General features: G+C 69.2%; 29 protein-coding genes and 2 tRNA genes. 13 read left to right on the top strand and 18 right to left on the bottom strand.

The features are described from left to right. Positions 1 to 70 precede the first annotated feature (70 nt). Positions 71 to 2305 carry an ATP-binding protein gene (locus tag ACFOWZ_RS28980; protein WP_382377071.1) on the bottom strand — a complete coding sequence of 745 codons (2235 nt, stop codon included), beginning with the start codon at positions 2303 to 2305 and terminating at the stop codon, positions 71 to 73. A gap of 184 nt (positions 2306 to 2489) precedes the next feature. Between ACFOWZ_RS28980 and ACFOWZ_RS28985 the strand changes: the two genes are divergently transcribed. After that, entirely contained in the window at positions 2490 to 3266 is a 777-nt protein-coding gene (locus tag ACFOWZ_RS28985) for an STAS domain-containing protein (protein ID WP_382377072.1), read from the top strand. Between the two features lie 15 nt (positions 3267 to 3281). Here ACFOWZ_RS28985 and ACFOWZ_RS28990 read toward each other — a convergent pair whose 3' ends face one another. After that, positions 3282 to 3641, bottom strand: a complete 360-nt coding sequence (locus ACFOWZ_RS28990; RefSeq protein WP_382377073.1) for a hypothetical protein — start codon at positions 3639 to 3641, stop codon at positions 3282 to 3284. A 159-nt stretch (positions 3642 to 3800) separates the two neighbouring features. Between ACFOWZ_RS28990 and ACFOWZ_RS28995 the strand changes: the two genes are divergently transcribed. The 6 genes from ACFOWZ_RS28995 to ACFOWZ_RS29020 all read left to right on the top strand — a co-directional run bounded on the left by ACFOWZ_RS28995 (position 3801) and on the right by ACFOWZ_RS29020 (position 8180). Next, a complete protein-coding gene (locus tag ACFOWZ_RS28995) occupies positions 3801 to 4673 on the top strand; it encodes a hypothetical protein (RefSeq protein ID WP_382377074.1) in 873 nt (290 codons plus the stop codon). Between the two features lie 67 nt (positions 4674 to 4740). After that, complete coding sequence (locus ACFOWZ_RS29000) at positions 4741 to 5103, top strand: hypothetical protein (RefSeq protein WP_030472142.1); 363 nt, start codon at positions 4741 to 4743, stop codon at positions 5101 to 5103. Further along, entirely contained in the window at positions 5100 to 5231 is a 132-nt protein-coding gene (locus tag ACFOWZ_RS29005) for a hypothetical protein (RefSeq protein ID WP_330270197.1), read from the top strand. The genes ACFOWZ_RS29000 and ACFOWZ_RS29005 overlap by 4 nt, the downstream gene beginning before the upstream one ends. Positions 5232 to 5235: 4 nt before the next feature. After that, the gene (locus ACFOWZ_RS29010; protein WP_382377075.1) at positions 5236 to 5907 is read left to right on the top strand and encodes a response regulator transcription factor; all 672 of its coding nucleotides are present in this window, start codon (positions 5236 to 5238) and stop codon (positions 5905 to 5907) included. Beyond that, a complete protein-coding gene (locus ACFOWZ_RS29015) occupies positions 5904 to 7214 on the top strand; it encodes a HAMP domain-containing sensor histidine kinase (RefSeq protein ID WP_382377076.1) in 1311 nt (436 codons plus the stop codon). The genes ACFOWZ_RS29010 and ACFOWZ_RS29015 overlap by 4 nt, the downstream gene beginning before the upstream one ends. An 18-nt stretch (positions 7215 to 7232) precedes the next feature. After that, on the top strand, positions 7233 to 8180 hold the full coding sequence (locus ACFOWZ_RS29020; RefSeq protein WP_382377077.1) for an HNH endonuclease: 948 nt from the start codon (positions 7233 to 7235) through the stop codon (positions 8178 to 8180). Here ACFOWZ_RS29020 and ACFOWZ_RS29025 read toward each other — a convergent pair. Together ACFOWZ_RS29025 and ACFOWZ_RS29030 are read right to left on the bottom strand one after the other, a co-directional pair. Next, on the bottom strand, positions 8158 to 9018 hold the full coding sequence (locus ACFOWZ_RS29025; protein ID WP_382377078.1) for an exodeoxyribonuclease III: 861 nt from the start codon (positions 9016 to 9018) through the stop codon (positions 8158 to 8160). The two genes, ACFOWZ_RS29020 and ACFOWZ_RS29025, sit on opposite strands and share 23 nt — an antisense overlap. A 23-nt stretch (positions 9019 to 9041) precedes the next feature. Further along, positions 9042 to 10175: an MFS transporter gene (locus tag ACFOWZ_RS29030; protein ID WP_382377079.1), complete on the bottom strand. Its 1134-nt coding sequence runs from the start codon at positions 10173 to 10175 to the stop codon at positions 9042 to 9044. 54 nt (positions 10176 to 10229) lie between these two features. Between ACFOWZ_RS29030 and ACFOWZ_RS29035 the strand changes: the two genes are divergently transcribed. Beyond that, a complete protein-coding gene (locus ACFOWZ_RS29035; protein WP_382377080.1) occupies positions 10230 to 10961 on the top strand; it encodes an AraC family transcriptional regulator in 732 nt (243 codons plus the stop codon). Here ACFOWZ_RS29035 and ACFOWZ_RS29040 read toward each other — a convergent pair. After that, positions 10958 to 11659, bottom strand: coding sequence for an SDR family NAD(P)-dependent oxidoreductase (locus tag ACFOWZ_RS29040; protein ID WP_382377081.1), 702 nt, complete (start codon positions 11657 to 11659; stop codon positions 10958 to 10960). The two genes, ACFOWZ_RS29035 and ACFOWZ_RS29040, sit on opposite strands and share 4 nt — an antisense overlap. Before the next feature lie 110 nt (positions 11660 to 11769). Between ACFOWZ_RS29040 and ACFOWZ_RS29045 the strand changes: the two genes are divergently transcribed. Then, positions 11770 to 12333 (top strand): TetR/AcrR family transcriptional regulator, encoded by a 564-nt coding sequence (locus ACFOWZ_RS29045; protein ID WP_382377082.1) that lies wholly within the window; start codon positions 11770 to 11772, stop codon positions 12331 to 12333. A gap of 106 nt (positions 12334 to 12439) precedes the next feature. Here ACFOWZ_RS29045 and ACFOWZ_RS29050 read toward each other — a convergent pair. Beyond that, positions 12440 to 12514 (bottom strand) — tRNA-Ile (locus ACFOWZ_RS29050). A gap of 105 nt (positions 12515 to 12619) precedes the next feature. On the opposite strand from ACFOWZ_RS29050, the gene ACFOWZ_RS29055 reads away from it, so the two are divergent. Next, entirely contained in the window at positions 12620 to 13081 is a 462-nt protein-coding gene (locus ACFOWZ_RS29055; protein ID WP_382377083.1) for a GNAT family N-acetyltransferase, read from the top strand. Here ACFOWZ_RS29055 and ACFOWZ_RS29060 read toward each other — a convergent pair. The 3 genes from ACFOWZ_RS29060 to ACFOWZ_RS29070 all read right to left on the bottom strand — a co-directional run bounded on the left by ACFOWZ_RS29060 (position 13036) and on the right by ACFOWZ_RS29070 (position 14830). Beyond that, positions 13036 to 13893: an oxygenase MpaB family protein gene (locus ACFOWZ_RS29060; protein ID WP_382377084.1), complete on the bottom strand. Its 858-nt coding sequence runs from the start codon at positions 13891 to 13893 to the stop codon at positions 13036 to 13038. The two genes, ACFOWZ_RS29055 and ACFOWZ_RS29060, sit on opposite strands and share 46 nt — an antisense overlap. Before the next feature lie 52 nt (positions 13894 to 13945). Next, positions 13946 to 14677 (bottom strand): glycosyltransferase family 2 protein, encoded by a 732-nt coding sequence (locus ACFOWZ_RS29065; RefSeq protein WP_382377085.1) that lies wholly within the window; start codon positions 14675 to 14677, stop codon positions 13946 to 13948. 80 nt (positions 14678 to 14757) lie between these two features. After that, positions 14758 to 14830, bottom strand: a tRNA-Asn gene (locus tag ACFOWZ_RS29070). Between the two features lie 142 nt (positions 14831 to 14972). On the opposite strand from ACFOWZ_RS29070, the gene ACFOWZ_RS29075 reads away from it, so the two are divergent. Next, positions 14973 to 15254: a YtxH domain-containing protein gene (locus tag ACFOWZ_RS29075; protein WP_382377086.1), complete on the top strand. Its 282-nt coding sequence runs from the start codon at positions 14973 to 14975 to the stop codon at positions 15252 to 15254. Between the two features lie 6 nt (positions 15255 to 15260). On the opposite strand, the gene ACFOWZ_RS29080 is transcribed toward ACFOWZ_RS29075, so the two are convergent. Genes ACFOWZ_RS29080 through dnaG form a run of 3 tightly spaced genes read right to left on the bottom strand, consistent with a single transcriptional unit; the run spans position 15261 to position 18406 of the window. Then, positions 15261 to 16001 carry a trans-aconitate 2-methyltransferase gene (locus ACFOWZ_RS29080; RefSeq protein WP_382377087.1) on the bottom strand — a complete coding sequence of 247 codons (741 nt, stop codon included), beginning with the start codon at positions 15999 to 16001 and terminating at the stop codon, positions 15261 to 15263. Between the two features lie 24 nt (positions 16002 to 16025). Further along, positions 16026 to 16517 (bottom strand): hypothetical protein, encoded by a 492-nt coding sequence (locus ACFOWZ_RS29085; protein WP_382377088.1) that lies wholly within the window; start codon positions 16515 to 16517, stop codon positions 16026 to 16028. Beyond that, on the bottom strand, positions 16517 to 18406 hold the full coding sequence (gene dnaG / locus ACFOWZ_RS29090; protein WP_382377089.1) for a DNA primase: 1890 nt from the start codon (positions 18404 to 18406) through the stop codon (positions 16517 to 16519). The genes ACFOWZ_RS29085 and dnaG overlap by 1 nt, the downstream gene beginning before the upstream one ends. 35 nt (positions 18407 to 18441) lie before the next feature. Here dnaG and ACFOWZ_RS29095 point away from each other — a divergent pair, with 35 nt between their 5' ends. Next, the gene (locus ACFOWZ_RS29095) at positions 18442 to 19308 is read left to right on the top strand and encodes a sigma-70 family RNA polymerase sigma factor (RefSeq protein ID WP_382377090.1); all 867 of its coding nucleotides are present in this window, start codon (positions 18442 to 18444) and stop codon (positions 19306 to 19308) included. Between the two features lie 326 nt (positions 19309 to 19634). Here the strand turns inward: ACFOWZ_RS29095 and ACFOWZ_RS29100 are convergent, their stop codons facing one another. Both ACFOWZ_RS29100 and ACFOWZ_RS29105 read right to left on the bottom strand, forming a co-directional pair. Further along, entirely contained in the window at positions 19635 to 20447 is an 813-nt protein-coding gene (locus ACFOWZ_RS29100; RefSeq protein ID WP_382377091.1) for a class I SAM-dependent methyltransferase, read from the bottom strand. A 4-nt stretch (positions 20448 to 20451) separates the two neighbouring features. Continuing rightward, positions 20452 to 21009 (bottom strand): carboxymuconolactone decarboxylase family protein, encoded by a 558-nt coding sequence (locus tag ACFOWZ_RS29105; protein WP_382377092.1) that lies wholly within the window; start codon positions 21007 to 21009, stop codon positions 20452 to 20454. Positions 21010 to 21091: 82 nt separating this feature from the next. Between ACFOWZ_RS29105 and ACFOWZ_RS29110 the strand changes: the two genes are divergently transcribed. Next, positions 21092 to 21271 (top strand): hypothetical protein, encoded by a 180-nt coding sequence (locus ACFOWZ_RS29110; RefSeq protein WP_030472123.1) that lies wholly within the window; start codon positions 21092 to 21094, stop codon positions 21269 to 21271. Here the strand turns inward: ACFOWZ_RS29110 and ACFOWZ_RS29115 are convergent. The 4 genes from ACFOWZ_RS29115 to ACFOWZ_RS29130 form a co-directional block, all read right to left on the bottom strand. Further along, positions 21268 to 21786 carry a Scr1 family TA system antitoxin-like transcriptional regulator gene (locus tag ACFOWZ_RS29115; RefSeq protein ID WP_382377093.1) on the bottom strand — a complete coding sequence of 173 codons (519 nt, stop codon included), beginning with the start codon at positions 21784 to 21786 and terminating at the stop codon, positions 21268 to 21270. The two genes, ACFOWZ_RS29110 and ACFOWZ_RS29115, sit on opposite strands and share 4 nt — an antisense overlap. Before the next feature lie 69 nt (positions 21787 to 21855). After that, positions 21856 to 22863 carry a serpin family protein gene (locus ACFOWZ_RS29120; protein WP_382377094.1) on the bottom strand — a complete coding sequence of 336 codons (1008 nt, stop codon included), beginning with the start codon at positions 22861 to 22863 and terminating at the stop codon, positions 21856 to 21858. Positions 22864 to 23101: 238 nt separating this feature from the next. Beyond that, positions 23102 to 24340: a deoxyguanosinetriphosphate triphosphohydrolase gene (locus tag ACFOWZ_RS29125; RefSeq protein WP_382377095.1), complete on the bottom strand. Its 1239-nt coding sequence runs from the start codon at positions 24338 to 24340 to the stop codon at positions 23102 to 23104. Then, a complete protein-coding gene (locus tag ACFOWZ_RS29130) occupies positions 24340 to 25005 on the bottom strand; it encodes a YdcF family protein (RefSeq protein WP_253728452.1) in 666 nt (221 codons plus the stop codon). The genes ACFOWZ_RS29125 and ACFOWZ_RS29130 overlap by 1 nt, the downstream gene beginning before the upstream one ends. Positions 25006 to 25032: the final 27 nt, after the last annotated feature.

The raw sequence follows: 25032 nt of genomic DNA on the forward strand, positions 1-25032 counted from the left end.
GGCCCGAACGTGCTTTTCGCGCCAAAAAACATGTCTGGTATGTCTGAGTTGCTCTAGTTCGATACAGGCGCTAGTTGCGGCGCTCGGTCACCCAAGTGGCGATCTGTGCGCGTGAGCTGAACCCGAGCTTCTGCAGGATCCGCTCGACGTGCCCCTCCGCGGTCCTGCGGGCGATCACCAGCCGAGCCGCGATCTCCTTGTTCGACATGCCACCGGCGATCAGGTCGGCCACCTGCTGCTCCCGCCGGGTCAACGGCGTGGGCGCCGCCACGATCGGCTGCGGCGGCTCCTCCAGCTCCTCACCGATGGCGAACGTGATGGCGTCCTCCAGCTCCAGGTCCATGCCCTTGCGGAACAGCGCGCGGAACTCCTGGTCCCCCAGCGAGGAGATGGCCGTGGCCTCGCATTCGCCGTGCGGGGCGCCGAAGTACCGGGACCCGAACATGGGGTAGCCGACCGACTGCCAGATCTCGCTGGTGGCGCCGAGCAACGTCGCCGCCCGTGCCGTGTCGCCCTGCGAGGCGGCGATCCAGGCCAGCACCTCGATCGCGAGCACGATGCCGAGCAGGTCGTGGAACGTCCGCTTGATCCGCAGGCACTCCCTGCCGAACTGGTCGGCCCGCGCGAAGTCGCCGCTGACCCACGCGCACAACGCCAGCACGTAGATCGCGTACGCCTGCGCCCAGAGTTCGCCGTGCTCCTCACCGACGGACTTGGCCTCGACGCAGAGCCGTTCCGCCGCCTCGAAGTCGTGCCGGAACGTCGCCGAGATCGCCAGCTCGATGCCGGCCAGCATGGTGTGGCTGTTGACCGTGCCCTGGCAGCGGTAGAGCGACACCGCCTCCTCGAACAGGCCGTCCGCCAGGTCGAGGTCGTCGCCGACGAGATGAGTGCAGGCGAGGCGGTGGGTCGAGTAGGCCAGCGAGGCCGCGTCCCCCGTCCGCTCGGCGTACTCGCGGCACTCCTCCAGCATCCGCACGGAGGCGGTGAGATCGCCCTGCAACGTCGCGACATAACCGTTGACCCACAGCGCTTTCGCCCGCAACGGGCCCTCCGGCGCCCTCGCCAGCGCGCGGTCGAGCCAGTGCCGGCCCTCGCCGAGCATCCCGCACCCGGCCCAGTAGAACCACAGCGTGCCGGCGAGGTGCACGCCGTCGTCGCCCTCGTGGTCGAAGCAGAAGTCCAGCGCTGACCGCAGGTTCGCGTGTTCCAGGCGGGTGAGGGTGAAGATCTGTGGCTGGGCCGGGCCGAACCACTCCTTCTCCCGCCGTTCGGCCCACTCGATGTAGTAGTCGCGGTGCCGTTCGCGCATCACCTGCTCGCGTCCGGCGGCGCGCAGCTTCTCCAGACCGTACTGGCGCAACGGCTCCAGCAGCCGGAACCGGGTGCCGCACGGGTGCTGCTCCGACACCACGACCGACTTGTCGACCAGGCCGGTGAGAGCGTGCATCACGTCGTCGCGCGCGACGCTGTCACCGGAGCAGACCCGTTCCGCGGCCTCGAGGTCGAACGAACCGGAGAACACCGACGCCCTCGCCCACAGGATCTGCTCCGAGCGCGTGCACAGGTGAAAGCTCCAGTCCACTGCGGCGTGCAGCGTCTGGTGGCGCGGGTCGCCGCCGCGTTTGCCGTCGACGAGCACCCGGAACGTGTTGTCCAATCTGGACAGGAGGTGGTCGAGCGTGAGCACGCGCAGCCGCACCGCGGCCAGTTCGACGGCCAGCGGGATTCCGCCCAGGAGCGCGCAGATCTGCTGGACCTTCTCGTGGTTGTGCGGGCCGAGCGCGAAGCCGGGTTCGACGGCCGCGGCACGTTCGGCGAACAGCGCCAGCGCCGGGTCCTGCGGCAGCGGCGCGACCTGCCAGAGGTGTTCGCCGTCGACGCCCAGGCGTTCGCGGCTGGTCACGAGCACGCGCAGACCGCGGACCCTGCGCAGCAACGCGTCCACGAGCTCGGCGGTCGCCCCGACGACGTGTTCGCAGTTGTCCAGAACGATCAGCATCTGCCGGTCGCGCAGGTGTTCCACCAGAACGGTGCGGTGCTTGCGGACCGTGTCGTCGTGGACGCCCAGCTGCTCCAGGACCGTGTGCACGACCAGTTCCGGGTCGACGACGCCGCCCAGTTCGACGAACCACACACCGTCGCGGAACGCCCGGTGTGTCTCCGCCGCCGCCCGCAACGCGAGCCGAGTCTTGCCGACGCCACCGACACCCGTCAGGGTGACGAGGCGGGACTCGGACAGCAGTCTCCTGACCTCGGCGACGTCGTGCCTGCGCCCGACGAAAGTAGTTGTGTCAGCAGGCAAATTGCCTTTGCGTCCTGGGGAAAGCAAACCGCCCACAGCGGCACCCTAGGTCGGCTCGATCTCCCGCTGCAACGCGGTCCCCCGGAGGCACCAACGCCGAAACACGGGTAGTTACCCCCTAGGGCTCCCGCGGTGACGTCGCCATGGTGGAACGCCGGGTCGTGCCAGTGGGAGGGGACGGATCATGGCCGGTGACAGCCTCGACGTGAACGTCCGGGAGCAGAACGGCGTCCTCGTGGTCCGGTTCAGCGGACAACTCGACTGGTCGACCTACCTACGTGTGCAGGACGTGCTGCTCGACTGCGCCACCAAGGAGCTCGTCGGCGTGGTGGTGGAGCTCGACGGCCTTGTCGCGGAGTCACCCGCGTTGCTCGTGGTGTTCGATGTCGTGTGGCTGTCCGCGGCGCGCTGGCCCGGCATCTCGCTGAGCCTCGTCGTCAGCGACCACCAGCTGCGCTCGACGCTGGAGTCGCGCGGTCTGCCCCGGCACATCCCGATGCACCTGACCACGACGTCCGCGGTGGCCGCCGTGGTGCGGCTGCGGCACGAGGACCGGGTGGACGCGGCGCTGCCGACGTGCCGCTGCCTGCCGCACGTCGCCGAGCGGATCACCGAACGCGCCTGCGAACGGTGGGGCGTCCAGTCCATGCTCGACGTCGCACCGCAAGTGGCCGTTGAGCTGGTGTCACACATCGAGGACGACAGTCCGCTCGCACTGCTGCTGCGCATGCGCGGTGACAAGTTGTCCGTTGCGGTGCGCACGACCGCACGCTTCGACCTCAGGCAGTGGCACATCATGCGGCGCAACGTCGCGTCCATCGCCGTGTGCAACTTCTCCATGGGAGAAACGCCTGCGGGAGGTGGGCGGAACATCATCTGGGCGTTGCTCGACGTGCCGGCCGACAGCCAGCGGCCCCCGAGCTATCTCCCGGAGGCCACCGTCTTCACCCACCAGGCTTAACGCTTCCGGGTCGTTCTACTGCGCGTACATCGCGGCAATGCTGGTTCGACACGCCCTGACGACCTGGCGATTCGCCGCCGTGTCGGGCGTTCCGGTACCGCACCTGGGACAGAACAGGCGTGCAGTCGTCTCGTCGACGAACACCTCGAGAGGGCGGCTGCACGGACGGCACCAGCGATGGCCCGTCACGGGGATGACGTGGTCCGGCGAGGCGACGCACTGGTGCAACCAGCAACGATGCAGGCCGCACGTGACGCGGGCGTGGGGGTCGAGACCGAGCTCCTCCGCCAGGTCCTCGGCGCTGAGAACCGCCGTCAGGGTCGTGTCCTCGGCCTCGCAGGAGGTCACCAGCCGCAGGTGCGCACGTCGCCTCATGGGGAGAACCATGCTCCGCCCGACGACACAGGTATACCCGCATTAGTACCTGTTTAATCGCGCTTTCGTTCGAATTCCACCTGGCACGGAACACTCTTCTCACCCTGCGGCGAGCGCCTTACGCTCACATTCAGACGGCGCGGCGCAGAGGTATTCCACATGGCAGATCCTGCTTATTTCCCTCCCCCGCACTCCGCCCGCATCGGGATGAGCGATGTGGAACAGCTGGAGGCGCAGACGCATTCGCTCAGGTCGGTCGACTACCAGTACGGCGGTGGCGCGTGCCGCGACGCCGTCGTGGTGCGGATCTACTGGGCTCAGCAGCTGCTCGCGGCCGAGGCGACGGATGCCGTGCAGGCACGCCTGCTGTCGGCCGTGGCGGATCTGCACAACCTGGCCGGGTGGACGTCGTTCGACAGCGGACAGGTCGGCGCGGCGTACCACCACTTCGACCGTGCGTTGGACTTCGCGCGACACGACGAGGACCTGACGACCAACATCGTGTACCGCCGTGGGCGCGTGCACCTGCATCACGGCGCACCGGGTGATGCGTTGGCGTACTTCCAGAGGGGTGCTGTCGCGCCGTTGGCGGCAAGCATCATGCATTCCAACGCGGCCTGGGCTTATGCACGGCAGGCGCGCGCTCGTGAGGCGTTGCTCGAATTGGGGAAAGCGGAGGAAGCGTTCGCACGGGCGGATTTGGCGCACGTGCCGGACTGGGCGCGGTTCCGCGACGAGACCGACCTGACCGCGATGGTCGGCACGGTCCACGCCGAGCTCGGGGACACCCGGCGCGCGATTCCCGCGTTGACGTCCGCGATCGAGCGGTTCGGCCCGGCGATGGCGCGGAGCTGGACGTTCTGCCTGATCGCGCTCGCCTCGTGCCACTTCCTGGACGGCGACGTCGACGAGGGCCAGGCCGTCGGGGCCCAGGCCGTCGCCGCCGCGGAGGGACTGCGGTCGGAACGGGTGTGGGACCGGCTGCGGCCGATGATGCAGGCCGCGGCAGCACGTGGGGTGTCGCTGCGGTAGTGATCTTTGCAGAACCCGAACATTCGGCGGACCCGCTTCTGATCGTGGGCGGTCATCGTTCTGTGCCATGAACATTTCGCGAATCGGTGGGCTCGTGGCGGGGATGTTGCTGCTGGGCGCGGGAACCGCGTCGGCACAGGAACCGATCACGATCAGCCCGGAGAAGGTGCAGCAGATCTGCTCGAACCGCGTCCCCAGGGTCGAGGCCAAGGTCAAGGCGCTGACCGACAAGATCAACGGGAGCCCGGAGACGTTGGGCTCAAAGAAGTGGATCGAGCAGAAGGCCGCCGACGCGCGCAAGGCCGGCAACACGGCGCGTGCGGACGTTCTGGACGCACGGCTGAAGCTGCGTGACGCGCAACTCGTCAAGCTGGCGAAGGCGGGCGAGCGGATCGCCAAGTTCAAGTCCGAGCACTGCGGGTCGAAGTGAGGTGGGTTGCGGCGCTGGTTCTGCTCGTGTCGCTGACGGCGTGCCGGGGTGAGGCGCCGGTGTCGGACCTCGATGATGTGGAATCAACGCTGAACAGCATCGAGTCGGACATCAACCAGCCGGGGTGAACGCGTGGAACGTGGCCTGGTGCTCGTCGTGGAGGACGAACCGGCGATCGCCGAGCTCGTCGCGCTGTACCTGCGGCGCGACGGCTTCGGGGTGCACCTGGAGTCCTCGGGGGACGCGGCACTGGCCGCGGTCCGGTCGCTGTCGCCCGTGGCGGTGGTCCTGGACGTCGGTCTGCCCGGCATGAACGGCATCGAGGTCTGCCGCGCGTTGCGTGCGGCCGGCGACTGGACGCCGGTGCTGTTCGTGACGGCTCGCGACGACGAGGTGGATCGCCTGCTGGGCCTGGAACTGGGCGCCGACGACTACATCACCAAGCCGTTCAGTCCGCGCGAGCTCGCTCTACGCGTTCGCACGGTCCTACGACGTTCTTCTGGTGGTGTGTCGGATGTCCTGCAGGTGGGTTCGGTACGGCTCGATGTCGGCGAACGGCGTGCGTTCGCCGGTGCTGACGAGGTTTCGTTGACGTCAACGGAGTTCGGGTTGCTGTCGTATCTGATGAAGCATCCACGGCAGGTGTTCTCACGTGAGCAGCTCTTGAGCGCAGTGTGGGGCTACTCCTCCGTGGCAGGCACACGAACCGTTGACGTCCACATCGCCCAGCTGCGCGCCAAGTTCGGTGCGTCGAGTCCAATTCGGACGGTGCGTGGCGTCGGCTACTCGGCGGACGCGTCGTGAACCTCGCTGCCCGGATCGCGTTGCTGTGCCTGGGAGTCGCGTTCGTCGCCGTGCTGGTGGCGGGCTTCGTGTCGACGCGCCTGGTGCTCTCGACCTCGCAACAGGTGAGCCGCGAGATCCTGCGCTCCCAGGCCGACGTGGTGGCGGGCCAGATCGCCAACAACCGCGTGGAGCAGATCCTCGAGGGCCAGGGCATCGCGATCGTGCGAATCTCGGCCTCAGGCGAGGTGACGGGCTCCGATCGCGCCGCGGTCCGCGCCGCACGTGAAGTCAAGGCAGGACAGGTGTTGTCGGGTTCTCCTGTGTCCGGGGTGAGCGGCCGTCTGAACGTGGAAGCCCGTCCGTCGGGGGCGGGCGGCTTCGCCCTGGTCCAGGAGACCGAAACCAGCAACACCTACCGCAAGCTGGTCCGCAACATCATGTTCGCCCTGGGCGTGGGCCTGGTGGTCGCCTGTCTGGCAGGCCTCGCCCTGGGCGTCGGGCTGGCCCGCCCGCTGCGGAGGGTGGCCTCCGTGGCCCACTCGATGAGCGCGGGCCGCCGAGACCTCCGCGTACCGGTGACGGGCCCGTCCGAACTGGCCGAGGTGGCCGCGTCCGTGAACTCCCTGGCGGACGCCCTGCAACGCAGCGAGTCCCGCCAGCGCGACTTCCTCCTGTCCGTCTCCCACGAGCTCCGCACCCCGCTGACCGCCGTGACGGGCTTCGCCGAGTCCCTGGCGGACGGCGTGGTGTCCGGCTCACAGGTGGCACCGGTCGGCACGGTGATCCTGGACGAGGCCCGCCGCCTCGACCGCCTGGTCACGGACCTGCTGGACCTGGCCAGACTGGGCGCCGACGACTTCCGCCTGGACATGGCGGCCGTGGCACTGGAACCCGTAGTCCGCTCAGCAGCCGAGGTCTGGCACGCCCGCTGCCACGCGCGCGGGGTCGAGTTCTCCCTGCAGGTGTCGTCGTCCCCGGTCGTGTGGGCAGACGCACGCCGCCTGCGCCAAGTCATAGACGGCCTGATGGAAAACGCCCTGCGCGTAACCCCCGCAGGCCGCCCGGTGGTGCTCGCGCTGTCGTCGGTCCTGGAAGTGCGCGACGGTGGACCGGGCCTGGCCCCGGAGGACTACCCGGTGGCGTTCGACCGGGGCGTGCTGCACGCCAGGTACCAGGAGTCGCGGCCGGTCGGGACCGGGGTGGGCCTCGCGCTGGTGCACGGGCTGGTGACGCGGATGGGCGGGACGATCGCGGCGGGGCCGGCGGCGGAGGGAGGGGCGGCCTTCACCGTGACGCTGCCGCCACCGGCTAACACGATCGGGTGACAACACGATCAGTCCACCATGGGGGACACGACCGCGTGGCTGATGTTGGCGGCAGGGGCGGATCGAGCGCGTGCCAGCAACGACGGGTACGACGACGACCCGTCGTCGCACTACAGCTGGGACAGCACGGTTCCGAACCACGCCGGACCTGACAAGGGTCACGTCATCGTCCTGTGGGACAAGAAGTACCTGCTGGGCGCTTCGGTGATCGAGGAGGTCGAGCCCGGTCGCGCGTCCAAGGACATGCACAGCTGTCCGCAGTGCGGCAAGGCGCGGATCGAGTTCCGGACCACGCTCCTGCCCCGCATCAAGTGCTACAGCTGCGGTCACGAGTTCGACCAGCCCAGCACGCGCACGGAGATCGTCGACACCTTCCGCACCCGACACGGTGCGGGATGGGTGGACCTCGCGGGTCGGCTGACCGGCGCTCAGCTCAGGGAGCTGTGCGTCAGCCCCAAGTCGCAGCTGAGCCTGCGACCGCTCGACTACGACCGCTTCCGCGCCGCCATCGACGAGGTGCCCACCCCCACCACGTTGGCACCGCTGGAGGCGGCGGTGAGGTACGTGGAAAGCGGCCACCGCGAGGCGTACGTACGGGTGCGACGAGGGCAGGGTCCGTTCCGCAGCGCGCTTCTGGCCAAGTACGGCGACGAGTGCGCGTTCACCGGTCGCATGCCCGTCGACGCGTTGGAGGCGGCGCACCTCTACAGCTACGCCGCCACCGGCACGCACCACGACGACGGCGGCCTGCTGATGCGCCGCGACGTCCACCGGCTCTTCGACCTGGGCTTCCTCGCCGTTCACCCCGACACGTTCCACATCGACGTGCACCCGGACCTCTCGTCTTACGAGGAGTACACGAGGCTGCACGACAAGCCGTTGCGCCCCAGGCTGACCGCGGCGCAGCGCGAGTGGCTGCGCAAGCACTGGGAGCAGATGCGGCCTACTTCGCCTGGGGCAGCTTGACCTTCTTCTTCCCTCCAGGCGACGACGGCGGCGGCACCACGGGCCCGATGTCCCCGTCCGGCGCCTCGTCCAGGTCCACGATCACCGGCGCGTGGTCGCTCGGCCCGGTTCCCTTGCGCGCGTGGCGGTCGATCCACGCCGCCTTCACCCGCGGCGCGACGGACGTGGAGGCGAGGATCAGGTCGATGCGCATGCCCAGGTCGCGGTGGAACATGCCGGCTCGGTAGTCCCAGTAGCTGAAGATGCGTTCGTTGGGCCACCGCTGCCGCACGACGTCGTGGAACCCCAACGCCTCGATGGCCTGCAACGCCGCTCGCTCGGGTTCGGTGACGTGTGTCTGGCCGATGTAGGCCTCGGGGTCGAACACGTCGGCGTCGGTGGGGGCGATGTTGATGTCGCCGCACACCACGGCGTCCGCTGGGCCGGTCTGGAGCACGTCGCGCAGCGCGGCCAGCCACTCCAACTTGTACTTGTAGTGGTCTGATTCGGGCTCACGGCCGTTGGGCACGTACAGCGAATGCACGCGCACTCCGCCGCACGTGGCGGCCACGGCACGAGCTTCTACATGGGGGAAGCCCGGTGCGCCGGCCACTCCGACCGTGACGTCGTCCAGGCCCACACGGGACAGCAGCGCCACGCCGTTCCACTGGGTCTCGCCGAACACGGCGACTTCGTAGCCGCGCTCCTTCAAGGGCTCGCTGAGCAGCGCGGTGAAGGCGTCGTCGGCCAGTTTGGTCTCCTGCAGGCACACGACGTCGGGCTTGCGCTGGTCGAGCCACGGCAGGAGCCTCGGCACGCGTTGCTTGACGGAGTTCACGTTCCAGGTCGCCACTCGCACGCACCCAACCGTAGCCATCGCGCCTAGAACGCGCATCGAGCAGGTTCTGCCAGTCCTCTGGCTGCCACCCACGCGACCACCGGCAGCACCAGCAACGACAGCAGGGCCCACTGCAGCGTGGTCGCGGAGGCGAGCGCGCCGACAACCGGTGCCGCGAGCCCTCCGACGCTGACCGCCAGGCCCAGCGTCATGCCGCTGGCGGTGCCCAGGCGGTTCGGCAGGTAGTCCTGGCCGAGTGTCGTGTGCAGGGAGAACGGCGCGTACAACGTCAACGCGGCGAGGGCGACGAACAGGTAGACGGCTGGTCCTGGTGCGATGGCGATTCCTGCGACAGAAGGCACCGCCAGCGCGTACGACACCCGCACGACCCGGATGCGGCCCCACCGGCCAGCGAGCACGCCACCGAGGAGCGTGCCCAACGCGCCGATGCCGAACAACAGCACCAACGCGACCGAACCCGCGATGAGGCCTCCTGCCCGTTGCGCCACCCACAGGGCGAGGAACGTGCTCAGGCCGAACGTCACCATCGACCGTGCGATGACTACGACCGTCAGCCGGCCGAACTGGCGCCAGTCGTCCTGTCCGACACGCGCCTCGACGGCGTCCGCGCCCCGCACGCCGCGCATCGCCACCAGCGTCACCACCCCGCCCATCAGAGCGGGGATCATCAGCAACGGGCTCGCGCCGAGGCCGCCCAGAGCGAGAACCGGCGTGACGAGCACCGGTCCCAGCGCGAACCCCGCGTTGCCGCCGACCGCGAACCAGCTCATCCCGACGTGACCGTCACGCGCGACGCGGCGGGCGAGCCTGGCCGCCTCCGGGTGGTACGCGGCGACGCCCAGGCCCGACAACGCGATCGCCAGCCAGGTCAGCAGGTACGAGTCGCCCAGGCCGCACAGACCGATGCCCGCCCCTGCCACCGTCATGCCCGCCGGGACCAACCACGGCAGCGGACGGCGGTCGGTCAGCACGCCGAACAACGGCTGCACGACCGACGAGAGCAACGTCGCGGCGACCGTGATGCCGGCCGCGGCGAGGTAGCTGTAGGAGCGTTCAGCGACGAGGAACGGCACCACGGCGGGAACGGCCCCTTGATAGAGGTCGTCCACCGCGTGGCCGGCGACGAGGACCGTCATCCGCCATCGAGAGGTGTTCACGCACCGATCGTCGGACGTCCCAGGCCGTTCGCGATTCCGATATTCTGCCGATGTATGTCGAATTCTCGCCATCTGCCGGCGGCACCGACCACGAGCCGCGACCTGGCGGCCGCCAGTGGGGTGGCTGCGCACTGGCACGACGAGAACCAGATCGTCTACGCCAGCCGCGGCGTCGTGGCCGTGCACACCGAGGCGTCCCGGTGGATCGTTCCCCCGCACCGCGCGCTGTGGATCCCTTCCGGCACAGTGCATGCACACCGCGCGTACGGCGTCACGCGGCTGCACTTCCTCGGCCTCACACGCAATCCGTTGAAGCTCCGCGAACCGACCGCGCTCGCTGTGTCCCCTCTGCTGCGCGAACTGCTGATCGCCTACACAGAGCTGGACGACCGCGAAACCCCTGCGGGCAAACGAATGCGCGCCGTACTGCTCGACCAGCTCACCACCGCCTCCGAACGACCGGTGCGCGTGCCGGCCGCCCGTGACCCGCGGCTCGTGGCCGTCTGCGCCGTGCTCGAGACCGACCCCTCGGACACACGCGGTCTCGAAGCACTCGGCCGGGAGGCGGGCGCGAGCGGCCGGACGCTGACCCGGCTGTTCCGCGAGGACACCGGCATGACCTTCCCCCAGTGGCGCACGCAGTTGCGGCTCTACCACGCCCTGCGCCTGCTCGCGGAAGGACAGCCCGTCACCGCCGTGGCGCAGCGGTGCGGGTTCGCCACCTCGAGCGCGTTCATCGACGTCTTCCGCCGCTCGCTCCGCCACACCCCCGGTTCGTACCGCTAGAGCACGGAGAACACCTCCTCCGCACGGTCGCGCTTGACGAACATCTGCCACGCGACCTCGGCGATGTCGTCGGGGTCGAGCGTGTGCCCGGCCAGGTCCCCGAACCGCTCGGGCCTGCTCGCGACCATCTCGTGGATGTCACCCCGCTCGACGACACCGCCGATGGTGAGCGTGCCCGCGTACACGCCCTTGTCCGCGAGCGCCGCGTTGAGCGTCAGCGCGTAGTTGCGCAACGCCGCCGACGTGAGGGCGAGCGCGCCGAGCACCGGCATCGGCTGAACCGCGCTGAGCCCGCCGGCGAACAACAGCCCGCCGCCGCGTTCCAGCACGCTCGGCAACACGTGCCCGACCACGTCGACGGCCGGGTAGAGCCAGCTCACGGCGTCACGGGCGTCGTCGGAGGTGATCTTCGTGATCTCCACGGGTACCTCGCTGAGATCGGTGGCACCCGGCCCGTGGTAGAGGACGTCCACGGCCCCGATCGAGTCCAATGTGGACAGCAACTGCTCGCGGTCGCGCACGTCGGCGGCGAACGCCCGAGCCCGCACACCGGCCTCGGCGAGCGCGGCCAGGTAACCGGCGTGCCGCTCAGCGCGACGCGAGATCAGCACGACGTCGTAGCCCTCGCGCCCGAACCGGTGCGCGACGGACATGCCGAGCCCAGGACCGACACCGACCACAAGTGCGGTGGGAGACATGGATTTCACCCTTCCGTAGCCAATTCGAGGCCACCCTCGACTTACCTCGCCCGACGCTACCACAGAATTCGAGGGGACCCTCGACTTAGCCGCTGAGTAGGATCCGGCCCATGGTCACCGCGTCGAGGCCCCTGCGTGCGGACGCGGCACGCAACCGGGAGAAGCTGCTGGCAGCGGCCGCGGAACTGTTCGCGGAACGCGGCCTCGACGTGCCGCTCGAACACATCGCGCGCCGGGCGGAAGTCAGCATCGGCACGCTCTACAAGCACTTCCCGACCCGCGACGACTTCGTCGGGGCGATCTTCCCCGAACGCCTCGCCGCACTGGACGCCATCGGCGAGAAGGCCCTGGGCGACCCGGACCCGTGGCACGCGTTCGCCGGCTACCTCGAAGACCTGTACGCCCTGCAGGCAGAGGACCGCGGCCTCAACGACATCCTGGCGAGAGACCTGCCGAACGCACCCGAGGTGGTCTCGGCCTGCCACCGCGGCGCCGGCCACGCGGGAACCCTGATCGAGCGCGCCGTCGAGGCCGGCGTGCTGCGCGCCGACTACTCGATCGCGGACATGGCCGCGCTGACCAGGGCGATGGCCCAGGTGATCAGGGACGTACCGGACGGGTGGCGCCGCTTCCTGTCCATCTACCTGGAGGGCGTGGCCGCTCGGAACTCGTGAGGACGCACAGCGCCCGAGCTCACGGAGGTCTGGGGGTCGTCCCCCAGAAGACACGAGGAGCGAGGCGGCCGGTGCTTTCCACCGGCACACCCCACCCACGAGCGGATGGGGCAGGTCGGATTCGAACCGACAACCTGACAGATTATGAGTCTGCTGCTCTGACCGGTTGAGCTACTGCCCCCTCGCAGCGGCGGACGCGACCCGCTGACGCTGCGTGGTGGAGGATACCGATCACCCCGAACGGCCCTTGCGCGCCCCCGTGGCGAGCGACACATAGGCTGCACCCGTGCGTTTGACCCTCCGCGACTTCACCCCGGCGGACGAGCCCGAGGTGCTGCGGCTGTTCGCCGACTGCGACGACTGGTTCCAGGCTGCCACGGGTCACCCGTCCGGGCCCGGTGACGTGCAGAGTCTCTTCTACGCGTTGCCGGAGGGGGCCGCGTTCGAGCAGAAGCAGCTGCTGGTCGCGCAGGCCGAGGGCATGATCGGGTTCGTCGACCTCGTGCTGGACCACCCGGCGCCCAAGCACGCCAGCATCGGGTTCTTCCTGGTGCCGAAGGACCTTCGGCGGTGGGGCATCGGCAGGGAGATGGCCAGGGCGCTCGCCGAGCGTTACCCGCTGATCACGCACGTGCACGTCCGGCTCGACGGCTTCGAGCCCGGCAACGAGTTCCTCAAGGCCATGGGCTTCACGCTCAACGGTCAGGGCGCCGTGCTGGAGATCGCGCCGAGGTCCGACGGCCGGTAGCCGCGCGGGTAGCCCGGGTAGGTGCGGTTGCGGGAGTTGGTCAGCTTCAGCGTGCGTCGCACCGGCATCCGGCGCACCACCTGGGCCCGCGCCCGCAACGCCAGCCGTCCCAGCGTTCCCACCCAGGCGGGCGGTGCTGTGAAGCCGAACGCGCGGACCATGTGCGGGTTCAGCATCGCGACCACGGCGCGGGAGACCACGGGGCGGGCGATCGACGGGTACCACGAGCAGAACAGGTCCAGCGTGTACTGGCCGATCCTGCGGTTCGACGGCGCGAACACGAAGTGCGACCGTTCGTAAGCCTCCTTGAACTCGCGGAACTCCGTGAAGGACTCCGGGATGTCGCGGATTCCCATTCGCGCGCCGACCGCTCGGTAGAACCAGAACGCCGCCAGCTGCTCGGTCCGCGTCAACGGACGCCAGCCGTACTGGGAAAGCCACTCGATCGGGTTGTAGATGAACGTCGCCAGCACATAGCGCATGTCGTCGTTGGAGATGTCGTAGCGACCGTGCTGGCGGTTCACCACGCGCAACGCCTCACGCCCGCGCGGTGAGTCGTAGCCGTGTTCGACGAGCTCGGCCATCAGGACCGCGGTGTCGTCGTAGCGCTTCTGCGGGCGGCGTTCAAACTCGCCGGTGCGCTCCAGCAGGCCCGAGATCGTCGGGACGCAGTACGTGCTGAACAGGGCCATCTGCAGCGACTTCTCGTAGTCCCACGGGAACTCGAGGCCCGCGGAGATCCGCATGATCTCCTCGTGGTCGGTGACGGGGTCCAGCGACGTGATGCGGCGGAGGTTCGCGAAGCGGGCCATGCACCCAAGCTGACCGACCAGACGGCAAAGCGCCAGGCCCCAGATGTGCGAACTAGGTCAACGACTGCAGTGCCGCCGCGCGCTCGTCGATCAGCTTCATCCGCGCGTTCCACTCGACCGTCTCGTAGTGCTCGCTCCCCGCGGCGGACCCCTGCCCCGGCCACTTGCGGTAGTGCAGCCCGACCGTCGCGTCGAAGAAGCCGGGGGTGAGGACGCTCGCGGCGATCAGCAGGCCCGTGTCGTCGCTGCCGGGCACGGCCATCCACCCGCCCAGCATCACCGCGAGATCGCGTTCGATGCACAACGTCGTGGGGTGCACGGGCAGGCGGAAGTCGTTGCGGCGCCAGTGGTCGAGCACCACGCCCGGCTCCAGCGGCCCGTGCGGCGGGTCGCCGTCGAAGCCGACCAGCTCGCCGTCGGGCAGGAGGTCGAGCACGCGCGACGTGGTCCACCGGACGCGGTCGTTCCCGGTGATCGCGGCGATGTCGCGGGCCAGCACGCCGGGCATCAGCACGTCGTCCTGGTCCAGGTTCTTCACCAGCTCACCCCGCGCACGCGACAACGCGAGGTTGCGCGTGATCGCCACCCCGCCGTGCCGGCCCGAACCGTGGCTGATGCGCTCGTCGGACGGCAGCAGCTCCTCGGCGACGCCGGTGCGGCCGTCCTCCTGCACGAGCCACTCCCACGCCCACCCGTCGGGGAGCTCCTGGGCCGCGAGCGACCGGTACGCCTCGGTCAGGTGGCCGGGCTCCGGGCTGTGGACGGGGGTGATCACCGAGATCATGCGCACAGTGCTGCTCCGCGGGAAACGAGCGTGAAACGAGAAGAGGCCCCATCCGGAGTGGATGGAGCCTCATCGGTAAGCTCCCCCAACTGGACTCGAACCAGTAACCCTGCGATTAACAGTCGCATGCTCTGCCAATTGAGCTATGGGGGAATGTTCTGTTGTTCTGCCTGTCAGGCTTGGTTCCTCCTGACAGTGGGTAACTCTACATGAGCCGCAAAACGGGTTCTGCAGGCACCCCCCACTTTGCGGGAACATGGGCTCTGACCTGCCACGATGTGAGAGGAGAAGCCGCATGAAGGGCATCTTGGTCGGCGCGGCGATCGGCTACGTGCTCGGCGCGAAGGCCGGACGTGAGCGCTACGACCAGATCGTGCGCCTCTGGCACCGGTTCATCGAGAACCCGACGGTGCGCAAGACGGCCAGTCAGGCCAAGGACAAGGCGTTCGAAGCCGCCCACCAGGCGAAGGATCTGGCCGCGGACGCTGCGGAAAAGGCCGCGGAGAAGGCTCCGTGGCGGCACCAGGAGGAAGCCAACGGCCGGCCCGTCACGCCGCCGGTCACGCCTCGCACGTGACGATCTTCACACCTGAGCCACCACGAAGATCCGCCTGAAGGGGAACCACGTCGTGCCGTCGGCCCGCTCCGGGTAGGCCTCGCGCAGCCGCGGCGCCAGTTCCGCGACGTACGCGTCCCAGTCCGATGAGGACAGTGCCGCGCGCACGGGCCGCAACGCCGTGCCGTGCACCCAGTCGAGCACGGGGTCCGGTCCGGACAACCGCTGCACGTACGTGGTCTCCCAGGCGTCCACAGAGGAGCAGTCCGCCAGCAGGTCGGCGTACTCCACGGGCTCCAGCACCGGCTTCTCCGCACGGAAGACGTGCGCCAGGCCGGGACCTGCGACCTCGCGGATCAACCGGTGCGAGGGGTCGGCGTAGTTGCCGGGCACCTGGAACGCGAGCCACGCGCCGGACGGCAGCACCGCGGCCCACTTCTCCACGATCGAGGGATGTGACGGAACCCACTGCAGGACCGCGTTGGACACCACGACGTCGGTGTCCGGCAACGGTTCCCACGTCGTCACGTCGTCCACGCGCGCATCGACACCCGCCGCCCGCGCCGCCTCGACCATCTCGGGAGACGAGTCGAACGCCTCGACCACGGCGGACGGCCAGCGCGAGGACAACGACACCGTCAGATTGCCCGGGCCGCAGCCCACGTCCACCACGCGCCGGGGCTCCGAAGCCCTCACGCGTGCCACGAGCTCGTAGAACGGCCGCCCCCGGTGATCGGCGAAGGCCAGGTACTGCGCCGGATCCCACATACGACTAACAGTACACGCGTACTGCTAGCCCGCAAGCCTCGAAGCGAACGCGGAAACGGCCGCCCGCACGGCCTCCAGCTCCACCCCGGCGTCCCCGCGCGCCTGCCACACGAAGCCGTCCCGGCCGGGAATCTTGCGCTGCAGGATCCACACCCCGGGCGACTCGACGCGCTCCCGGTGGCGGATGGAGCCCTCCACGCGCTGGCTGATCGCGCGCAGCACACGACGGGGCTCGTCGACCGCGAACCGTTGCGCGGGAAGGTCTTCCAGCAGCACGACAGGGCCCTCGGCGGAGGCCTCGGACGCCTCGACGACCCGCAGCGCGCCCTCCCACTTCACCTTGCTGATCAGGTGCCAGCCGATGCGGCGCGGACCCGGCACCCACAGCCCGAGCGACGTGACGACGAGATGACCGTCCCGCACGGGTGCGTGAGCGATCACGGTCTCGTCCGGCTCCAGCTCCCCGGTGAACCCGTCCGGCGCACCGTTGCCGAACAACCGGCGGAACAGTCCCACTACAGCACTCCAGCGCTCTGCTGCAGGAGCGCCTTGCGGTACTCCTCCAGCGCCACCAGGTCGCCCCACAGCGCCCGGTACTCGTCGGCGTCCTTGATCGGGGACAGCCGCCGCAGCCGCGACTTCACGTCCTCGACCTGCTTGCCGACCTGCACCTCCTGCAGCCGCGCGATCACCATCGACACGTAGCGGAACTCGTCGTTCTGCTTGACGGTCAACGGCTCCACCGCGAGCTCGGTCAGCACCGACCGCACCGACGCGTGCGAACACGCCTGCGAGATCGCGTCCAGGTACGCGGTTCCGGCGAGCCCCGAGGACGCACCACCGGCGTCACGGATCGCGCGGTGCAGCGCCACGTACGCGGGATCGGTGAACGCCTCGTCGGGCAGCGAGTCGTACAGCGGCCCGGCGTACTCGGGCAGCCGCAGCGCGACCTTGAGCACCTCGCGTTCGGGTACCAGCCGCGGGTCGCGCGGGTTCGGCCGCGGCGGGCCGTCGACGTCCACGCCGAGCGCCATCTGGTTCGGGTCGACGCGCTGAGCAGCCACGACCGGCGTCTTGCCCCCGGAGACCTGGCGCACCCGGCGCACGACCATCGCCTCGTCGTCCCAGCCGACCCACCACGCGAGCCGCGTCGCATACCCGTCCCGCTTGGCGCGGTCCTTGATCTGCGCGACGAACGGCACCATCTTCTTCAACGCCTCGACGCGCCCGTCCACGGAGTCGAGGTCGTACGCCTTGAGCTGCGCCTTGATCGCGAACTCGATCAACGGCGTGCGCCGCGCCACCAGGTCGCGCACCGCCACGTCGCCCTTGGCCTGCCGCAGCTCGCACGGGTCCATGTTGTCCGGCGCCACCGCGATGTAGGTCTGCGCGGAGAACTGCTGCTCCCCCTCGAACGCCTTCAGCGCGGCCTTCTGGCCCGCCTCGTCGCCGTCGAAGGTGAAGATGACCTCACCGTTCACGTCGTCGTCGATCAGCAGCCTGCGCAGCACGTTCATGTGGTCGACGCCGAACGCCGTGCCGCAGGACGCGACCGCCGTCGGCACGCCCGCCAGGTGCATCGCCATGACGTCGGTGTAGCCCTCGACGATGACCGCCTGCTTGCGCTTCGCGATCTCCCGTTTGGCCTGGTCGAGCCCGAACAGCACCTGCGACTTCTTGTAGATCATCGACTCGCTGGTGTTGAGGTACTTCGCCTGGATCGGGTCGTCGTCGAAGATCCGCCGCGCACCGAACCCGACGACCTCGCCGCCGATGTCCTTGATCGGCCACAGCAGCCGCCGGTGGAACCGGTCGATCGGCCCCTGACGGCCTTCCTTGGTGAGCTGCGCCTTGATCAGCTCGGTGAGCTCGAACCCGCGGCCCAGCAGGTGCTTGGTCAGCTTGTCCCAGCCGCCGGGCGCGAAACCGCAACCGAACTGCCGTGCCGCCGCCTCGTCGAACCCGCGCTCCGCCAGGAACTCCCGCGCCGCCTGCGCCTCCGGTGAGGCGAGCTGCTCCGCGTAGTACTCGGCGGCCTGCTTGTGCGCCTCGATGAGCCTGCTGCGGGTGCCGCGGTCGCGCTGGATCGTGACGCCGCCGCCCTCGTAGGTGAGCTGGATGCCCGCCCTGTCCGCGAGCCGCTCGACGGCCTCGACGAACGAGAGGTGCTCGACCTTCATCACGAAGGCGATCACGTCGCCGCCCTCGCCGCAGCCGAAGCAGTGGAACGTGCCGTGCGACGGGCGCACGTTGAACGAAGGCGTCTTCTCGTCGTGGAAGGGGCACAACCCCTTCAACGCTCCCCCGCCGGCCCTCTTGAGCGAGACCTGGTCCCCCACGACCTCGTCGATGCGGCTGCGCTCACGCACCAACGCGATGTCGCTCTCCCTGATGCGTCCTGCCACGTCGCCGAGTCTAATCCTTTGGCAAACTGCCAACCGTGACCACGGCCGAGGACTTCGGACTCCACCGCACGCACCTCATCGGCGTCGCCTACCGGCTGACCGGCAGCATCGCCGACGCCGAGGACGCCGTGCAGGAGGCGTGGCCGCGGTTCGCGAAGGCCGAGGGGATCGAGGACGTGCGCGGCTGGCTCACGACCGTGGTGAGCCGCATCTGCCTCGACCGCCTGCGCTCCGCCGCCGTGCGCCGTGAGACGTACGTGGGCTCGTGGCTGCCGGAGCCGCTGATCACGACCGGCGAGGACGACGACCCGCTGGCGAGCGTCGTGCGGTCCGACGGCGTGCGGATGGCGGCGCTGGTCGTGCTCGACAAGCTCACCCCCGACCAGCGCGTGGCGTTCGTGCTGCACGACGCGTTCGCCCTGCCGTTCAGCGAGATCGCGGACGTGCTGGGCGTCTCGGAGGCGGCGGCGCGCAAGCACGCGTCACGGGCCCGCAAGATCGTCACCGGCTCGGCGCCACCGCCCCGCGCGGCGCTGGACGAGCAGCGCGAGGTGCTCGAGAAGTTCCTCGCGGCCATGTCGAGCGGTGACGTCGAGGCCGTGCTCGGCCTGCTGCACCCGGACGCGGTGATGATCGGCGACGGCGGCGGCAAGGCCCGCACCGCCGTCAACACGGTCTCCGGCGCCGACAAGGTCGCCCGGTTCTTCTTCGGCCTCGTCCGCAAGTACGGCTACCCGCAGATGCGGCCGGCGCTCGTCAACGGCGACCTCGGCGTCGTCATGGCGGCCCAGGGGGACGTGGCGGAGCGCGTCACCACGTTCACCGTGCACGACGGCAAGGTCCTCGCGGTGTACGACATCGCGAACCCGGACAAGCTCGGCCACGTGGACTTCTTGGTCTAGACCGTAACTGGTTCCGGGATCGTTTCGTGGCTAACGTTGCGCCAGTTGGTCCAGCCCAAGCCCCCTGCCGCGGGTTGCAACCACCGGAGCCCCCTCACGCCGGGCGTTCCTCGCGACCGGTGCGGCCGCTCAGCGTGACAGTCGCCGCCGGGGCGGGCGGAGACAGAAGACGCCTGTGGAGACCAGGTAAGACCGAGCAGTTGGGCACAGGTCGATGAAGCAGGAAGCCATCGAGGTGCCACGCGAGCGACACGGACGAGAATCCTCGCCGTTCACGGCGAGGAGCACGTCAAACCGCCAAGTTCGACATCGTCGGCAAGGCTTGATCACCAACGCAGTCGCAGAACCTTCCCGACGTCGCGGAGCTTCGGGATCGCGCTGACGACCTTCATCTGAATCCTGCCGGACCTGGGCAACGCGTCCAGGTGCGGCAGGTCCACGCTGCGCCAGGCGTCCACAGTGGTCAGTCCGGGGTGCAGCGCCTCGATCTCGCGCGGATCGTCGACGCCCCAGTGCAAGGTCGCACCGGCGTTGCGCACGGCGGGAACGAGCTTCTGCAGCTTGATTCCCCACGAGCCGTACACGTCGAACAGCAGCTCACCGCTCGTGAACCGTTCGGTGATCCTTCTGATCAACGCGTGACCTTCTGCCTGTGTGAGGTACATCGACAGACCCTCGAACACGGCCACCGTCGGACGGTCGGCGGGCACGTCGTCGAGCCACGCGTTCTCGGTGACAGACGACGCCACGAGCCGATAGTCGCCTTCAGGCGTTGGCAACAGCTTGTGCCGCAACGCGACGACGTCCGGCATGTCGACGTCGATCCACCGCACGGTGTCCGGCCGTTCGAGCCTGTGCGCGCGGGTGTCCAAGCCACACGCGAGATGCAGCACCGTGCAGGACGGGTGGCGCTGGAGGAACTCACGCGTCCAGTCGTCGAGCACCCGCGCGCGTATGGCGACACCCACCGCCGACGTCAGGTTCATCCCGGTCTTGCCGAAGTCGTAGTCGATGCGGTCGACCGCACGCTTGGCCTCGTCGTCGTGCAGCACGGAGACGGGGCGCTCGCTGTCGAGCGCCCGGCCGTACAACGTGGCGAGCATGGTCTCCTGGGCACCCGTTAGGGTGATCTTCTCCACGGTTCTAGTGTGTCGGGACGCGGCAGGCGTCACCACTGGTGAATCCCTGGTCCTTGATCTCGAACGCGCTGTTGAACCGCGCACGCTGGTTCTCCAGCGCGATCTGGTAGGTCAGCGCGACGAGTTCCTTGCGTCCCAGCAGCTCCTCCAGCTCGGCGACCTGCTCGTCGGTGACGCTGACGGGTGTGTCGGTCATCGCGTCGGCGTAGGCGAGCGCCTTGCGTTCGAGGTCGGTGAAGAGCTCTGACGTGGCATACGAGTCGATGTGCTTCAACCGTTCGATGTCCAGACCCGCGTGCTTCATCAGCATCGCGCCGAAGTCGACGCACCACGAGCAGCCGAGCTTCACGGCCGTGCGGTAGACGCAGAGCTCGAACAGCGGCCCGTGAACGGCCTTCTTGACCGCCAGCTCGTGGCGGCCGCTCGCGATCAGCAGCTTCGGGTGGTGCGCCATGACCGTGACGGGCTCGGGCACGGCCCCGAACTCGCGCCGCGCGAACCAGTACAGGGCCTTGGTCAGCCAGCCCGCGTCCTTCTTGGTGACTCCGTTGATCCTCGTCATGCCCTGTGGACGAGACAGCTCGCCAGAACGTGACACCTTTGGGTGACTGGGTTGCGGGGCGGCCAGCTCATAGGGTCCATCCATGAGCAACGACTTCGTGCTGGACATCGATCACGAGTCGGCCGGCCTGCTGGCGGGAACGCTGCTGGCGGGCGACTCGTGCGCGGTCCCGGTGCGGCACCAGAACGTCCGGCTGCTGTTGTGCGCGCTGCCCGGCGAGGACGGCATGCGGCTGTTCCTGCGCCGCAACACACCGAACTAACGGTCGTAGACCGCCACGTACTCCATGAGCAGGTCGCGCGACCGCTCGTTGTCGAGTGCGACGGCGTGCATGCGCTGGAAGATCAGCACGGCCCGGTCCACGGTCGCCGCGTCGCTGACGAGCGCCCAGTTCGCGAGGTACACCAGCGGCGGCTCGTGCTCGTACTGGATCAGCGCGTAGTCCAGGCCGACCGCCGCCGCCCCGCCCGCGCTGGCCGGCACGATCCTGATCGACGGCGCGTGGAACAGCAGGTGCAGGACCTGGTCCTCCATCAGCCGGTCGTTCCCGACGACGGTGCGCAGCGCGTACTCGTGGATGAAGAACACGCACCGCGGCAGCACCCCGTCGCTCTGCAGCTCCGGCGCCGGTGTGAGTCCCAGCGCTTCTGCCAGGGCTTTCGCGTAGCACTCGGTGCGCAGGAGGACGGGGATGGTGACGCCGCTGAAGCAGGTGATTTGCGTGGCGCCGGCCGCGGCGAGCACGACGAGCTGCTCGCCGGCACCGTGCTGGGTCATGCCTGGAACGGTAAAGGCATGATCATGATCTCGCCGCGCGAAACGCTCGCCCGTCAGGGCGAATGGTGGTTACGGACGGGCTACCTGGGCGAGGAAGTAGATCGCGCCGGAGCGGGCGTGGCGGACGGCGAGCAGGAACGGCCGGTCCACGGTGATCACGATCGGGTCCACCGGGATCTCGATCGACACCGTGCGGAACGTGATCGCGGTGGCCGCCGCGCCTTCGAGGCCCTCCTCGTCCACGCGCAGCACGGCCTCGTGCACCACGTCGTCGACGAACATCCGCTCGTCGGGGGAGAGTCCGGAGAAGTCGGCCTCGCGGGTGAACATGCGCTCGACCCCGAGCTGCCGCAACGTGCTCTTCAGGTTGAACTTCGCCCGTACGTCCACTTTGGGCAGTGACAGTTCGAGCCGGGTGTAGTTCTGGGCCGTGAGCAGCGACGGGTCGAACGGCTGCTCCAGCGAGGTGTCCGGGAGGAGGATCACGGCCTCGACGCCGGACGCGGCGGGCAGCACGATCGTCTGCCAGCCCTCGTGGCGGGCGTAGCGGAACTTCTCGGTGACTTTCATCGTCGGCACGTCCACGTCGCCGCCGGGCGCGTGGAACGGCTTGTCCGCGGTGTCCCACGCGGTGAACGGGTTGAGCCACCCCACCTTGAGGTACAGGGCGTTGACGATGATCGCCGCGGCGTCCGGTGGCGGCGGGCTCGCCAGCAGTTCGGGGATCAGGCCGCGGGTGGTCTCGGCGACGTCGGTGTTGACGAGCTTGCGGACGGTCGTCGGGTCGGAGAACGCCGTGCGGCGCACCGAGGAGGCGAGAGAGAAGTCCGGGTTCAGCGTCAGGTGGTCGTCCGCCCACAGCGTGTTCGCGACGGCGAGCTCCGGCACGTCGAGCGCGTCCGACGCGTCGAAGTCCCGCAGGAGGCCGTCGAGCTCGGCGCGGGTCTCGCCGCGACCGGCCTCGCGGGCCAGCGCGAGCGCACTGGCCACCGAGAACGGTGACCAGCACGCGTTCGAGGACGGATCAGGTACGGCGACGCGGTGCACGGTCAGAGCGAAGTCGGCCTGATCGGTCACGTGGACTCCCTATTGGCGTGGATCTGGCAGTGACATCACGATCGGATCTTCCGGGACGGGCCGCTCCCCCGCACCTCCCATCGGCCCGAGTGGTTTCGGGTGACGGGGTTCGCGCACACCTGCGGAACCGTCGTCGTCCCCCATGTCGTCGAAGCCCACGGGAACGGCTTCCCTGCTCGGTCTCCGCCACGGCCACGGTCGGCCTGGCGGTCTGGACTCGTCCGCCACGCCTTCGAAGCTACGCCGATGCGCGGTGCCAGGCCACGGCCTGCGCGTCGGTGAGCAGCGCGACCTGGTCGACGACAACGCGAAGCCTTGCGGCATAAGAGGAAGCGGCCGCGAACACCGGGCGGAACGCGGGGTCGAGCAGCGTCGGGCGCTCCATCAGACGGGTGACGAGGTCGGCGATCAGCTCGCGTTGCGCGGCCTGCATGGCCAGGCGGGCGGGGTCGCTCATCACGTACCGGACGGCCATCGCCTTGAGCAGAGCCACTTCCGCCGCCACCTGCCGTGGAATCTCCAGCGACGCGTTGTAGCGGGTGAGCGCGCCCTCGCCGTGCACCTCGCGGGTCGCGGTGACGGCAGCACTCGCGAACCGGCCGACCAGTTCGCTGGTGAGGTTCTTCAACGCCACCTGCGCGCCCAGCGAGCCGTCGTACTCGTGCTCGGTCCAGTACGCGATCACCGGCAGCGTGAGCAGTTCCTCCGCGGTGGCTTCGAGGGCCGACTCGGACTCGTCGGAGAACGTCTTGGCGGCGAGCGACGCGATGGCGGCGCGTTCGTCGGGACGGGCCAGCGCGCCGAGGCTGATCCGGTGGGCCAGCACGCCGTCCTCGACGTCGTGCACCGAGTACGCCACGTCGTCGGACCAGTCCATCACTTGTGCCTCGATACACCGCTCACGGTCCGGTGCACCCGCACGCATCCACTCGAACACTTCGAGGTCGTCGTCGTACACGCCGAACTTCACCGTTCCCGGCGTGCGTTTCCACGGGTACTTCGTCGACGCGTCGAGCACCGCGCGCGTGAGGTTCAACCCGTGCGCGGACTTGGGTTCGAGGCGCGCGAGGATGCGGAACGTCTGCGCGTTGCCCTCGAAGCCACCGCACGGTCCGGCGAGCTCGTTGAGCGCCCTCTCGCCGTTGTGCCCGAACGGCGGATGGCCGATGTCGTGCGCGAGACCGGCCGTGTCGACGATGTCCGGATCGCAGCCGAGCTCGTCCCCGATGCCGCGGCCGATCTGGGCGACCTCCAGCGAGTGCGTCAGGCGCGTGCGCGGCACACCGGTGACCTCGGAACCCTCGCCAGGACCGACGACCTGGGTCTTGCCCGCGAGCCGGCGCAGGGCCGCGGAGTGCAGCACGCGGGCGCGGTCACGGGAGAACGGTGTGCGGGTGTCGGTGCGGGCACCCGGCAGCGCGGCGCTCTTCGGTTCTTCCGGGAGCAGGCGCTCCGCGTCGTGGCCGGTGTATCCCATCACCCGATTTTAGGGAGGTTGAGCTCCTCGAACACGCCGGCGTGAGCCTTCATCAGGCGGTAGTACAGCAAGGCTCCGGTCTCGCGCTTGATGTAGAACCACTGCGTCTCGCGCGTCTGGACGTTCGGCCCGACCCGCGTCGGTGACGTCCACGCCTCCAGCCCGGCGTCCTCGGCCATCGTGCGGGCGCGCAGCGAGTGCCACGGGTCGCTGACGATCACCGCGGTCTTCAGGCCGCGCTCGTGCGCCACGGACGCCACGGCCCGCAACGAGCCGAGCGTGTCCGCGCCTTCGCCGACCTGAAGGACGTGGTCCTCCGGCACACCGCGCTTGACCAGCCACATCTTGCCGACCTGGCCCTCGGTGAAGTTGTCGCCGGGCTGACGGCCGCCGGTCGTGGCGATGTAGCCGACGACGCCCTTGTTGTAGAGGCCCAGCGCGTGCTGGAGCCGGGCTTCGAGCACGTCGGACGGGACGCCGTTGTACTGCGCGGCACCGAGGACGACCGCCACGTCGGCCTTCGTCCAGTCGTCCACGCGCGCGACCTGCCACACGCGGAACGCCGTGCCGCCCACCACGAGCACACCGACGACCAACGCCCCGAAGACGAGGCGCAACACGATCCGGCGAATCCTGGCGAATGGTTTGAGGGGCGTGGTCCGCACACCCTGCATGCTCCCAGACCGCGCGGG

It is taken from the genome of Lentzea rhizosphaerae, assembly GCF_042649515.1.
Taxonomy (GTDB): Bacteria; Actinomycetota; Actinomycetes; order Mycobacteriales; family Pseudonocardiaceae; genus Lentzea; species Lentzea aerocolonigenes.